Below are 2614 nucleotides of genomic sequence, written 5' to 3'. Positions count from 1 at the left end.
GGGGGGGGGGGGGGGGGGGCGGAAGGGAGGCAGGGGGTGGCGGAGCGGCAGGTGTAGAGGGAGCCGCAGCAGCTCGCTGTACATCTTCCTTGAGCACCCGGCCTCCGGGGCCAGTTCCTGGAATAGTTGCAGCCTGGAGGCCAGTCTGGGCTGCCAGGCGTTCGGCGGCTGGCATGACCCTTGCTGCGGCCTGGGTGGAAGCAGTCTGGCCTGGCGACGGTAGGGGGGCGGACTGTATGGGGGAGCTAACCACAGCCGCTGCACCGCCCTCTTCCAGCAAGGCCACCACATCACCCACCCTGGCCTGCCCGGAGGGGATGAGAATCTTGGCCAACCGGCCTCCGACAGGCGAGGGTAGTTCCAGGGTTGCCTTGTCGGTGACCAGCTCGACCAGGGGCTCGTCTACCCCGACCGCGTCGCCTTCTTTTTTGAGCCACTGCCCAATTTCCACTTCGGTGATGGATTCTCCCACTGCGGGAATTTTGAGTTCCAAGGCCATCTCGCCTCCCGTTTTAGGGGTGCCGCAGCACCCAAACCTGTACAACTTTACCGCAAACGCACCAGGGTGGGCAGTGAACAGCAGGAGGGGGGAGCCAAAAGCCCGGTTTAGTGGCTGTGGACCGTGTTCCTGCCCGCTCTGGGCTAAATTCCCAGGGCCTGCTTGACGATGGTCTGTTGCTCCCGGTCGTGCACTTTCTTGGAGCCAACCGCAGGGCTGCTGGACTCTTCGCGGGCCACCACCCCCAGGTGGTGGCCGAACACCCGGTCGCCAAAGCGGGCCCGGATGAACCACCAGGCCCCCATGTTGGCGGGCTCTTCCTGGGTCCAGATGACCTCGGCCTTGGCCGAGTAAAATGCCAGGGCCGCCTCGAGTTCTTTCAGCGGGAAGGGGTAGAGTTGTTCCAGTCGAACAATGGCGACTTCTTCTTTACCGGCTGTACGTCGGGCGGCCTCGAGGTCGTAGTAGACTTTGCCCGAACACAGCACCACCCGCTTGATTTTGGGGTTGGGGGTGCTGTATAGCACCCGCTGAAAACGGCCCTGGGCAAGCTCCTCGAGCCTCGATACCGCGTCGGGATTGCGCAACAGGCTCTTGGGGGTCATCACCACCAGGGGTTTGCGCCAGGGGCGCACTACCTGGCGGCGCAGCAGGTGGAAGTACTGCGCCGGGGTGGTGGGGTAGACCACCTGCATGTTGTCGTTGGAGCAGAGCTGCAAGAAGCGCTCGAGGCGGGCGCTGCTGTGCTCGGGGCCGCCGCCTTCCATGCCGTGCGGCAACAACATCACAATGCCGGACAAACGGCTCCATTTGGCCTCTGCCGAGGCGATGAACTGGTCAATAATAACCTGGGCGGTGTTCACAAAGTCACCGTACTGGGCCTCCCAACCCACCAGCGCATCGGGCATGTCCAGACTATAGCCATACTCAAAACCCAGCACCCCCGCCTCGGAGAGCGCCGAGTTGTAGAGTTCAACCGGGGCCTGCCCCTCGGCCAGGTGATTGGCAGGAATATATTTCTCACCCGAGAGATGGTCGGTATAACCCCCGTGGCGCTGGGTAAAGGTACCTCGAATCACGTCCTGGCCTGAAATCCGCACCCGGTGCCCTTCCACCGCCAGCGTGGCCAGGGCCAGTCCTTCCGCCGAGGCCCAGTCCAGGGGACGTTTATTCTGCCCCATCTCGCGGCGACCCTCCACAAACCTGGCTAGCTTGGGATGCAGACTAAAGCCCTCGGGCAGCCGGTTAAGACCCTCCATCAGGGCCGAAAGCTTCTCCAGCGGAACCCCGGTCTCGGGGTCGGGAACCCTTTCTTCGGGGCCACCCACATAGCCCTTCCAGAGCCCTCCCCCTGCCGGGGGTCGGGTAGGGGTGGGTTCCCGCCGGGCACCCGAAAAAGCCGCTTCCATGGCATCCTGGTACTGTTTGGCCAGGGCATCGCCCTCCTCTTTGGAGCGGATGCCTTCGCTTTCAAGCCTGGCAAAGTAGCCCATATGCAGAGGTTTTTTGGCGGCAATGCGGCGGTACATGTCCGGCTGGGTAAAGCCGGGTTCGTCGGTCTCGTTGTGTCCGCGTTTGCGAAAACCGATCAAATCAATAAACACATCGCGCTTGAACTCCTTGCGGAATTCCATCGCCAGCTCCACCACCCCCACCAGGGCCTCGGGGTCCTCGGCATTGACGTGGAAGATCGGCGACTCGAGCATCTTGGCTATTTCGGTAGAGTAGCGTCCAGCCGTATATTCGTGCGGCTCGGTGGTGAAGCCCACCTGGTTGTTCAGGATGATGTGTACGGCGCCCCCCACGGTATAGGCCGGAATCCCCGAGATGTTGAGGGTCTCCTGCACGATGCCTTCACCGATAAAGGCTGCGTCGCCGTGGATCAGCAGCAGCATGCCTCTTTCCCGCTTTCGATCGCCAAAGCGATCTTGCTTGGCACGGGTACGGCCCATGGCTACCGGGGCCACAAATTCCAGGTGCGAGGGGTTGAAGTTCAGGGATAGATGAACCCTGCCATAGGGGGTCTCGAGGTCGTTGGAGTAACCCAGGTGATATTTCACGTCACCGTGGTAGCCCTCGGGGAAGTGTTCTTCGAACTCCAAAAAAGTGTCTAGA

The 2614-nt window shown here is 62.0% G+C and carries 2 protein-coding genes; both read right to left on the bottom strand.

Annotation, left to right across the window (positions count from 1 at the left end):
• Positions 1-499 (bottom strand): biotin/lipoyl-containing protein (locus tag Q0288_RS02785; protein ID WP_299426858.1); only part of this gene is annotated, 499 nt, incomplete at its 3' end.
• Positions 500-642: 143 nt separating this feature from the next.
• Positions 643-2614: 2-oxoglutarate dehydrogenase E1 component (locus Q0288_RS02780; RefSeq protein WP_299426855.1), on the bottom strand; the 1972-nt coding region annotated here is incomplete at its 5' end.

The organism is uncultured Meiothermus sp. (assembly GCF_937863175.1).
Lineage (GTDB): Bacteria > Deinococcota > Deinococci > Deinococcales > Thermaceae > Meiothermus.
This window is presented reverse-complemented; position numbering and strand designations above follow the sequence as displayed.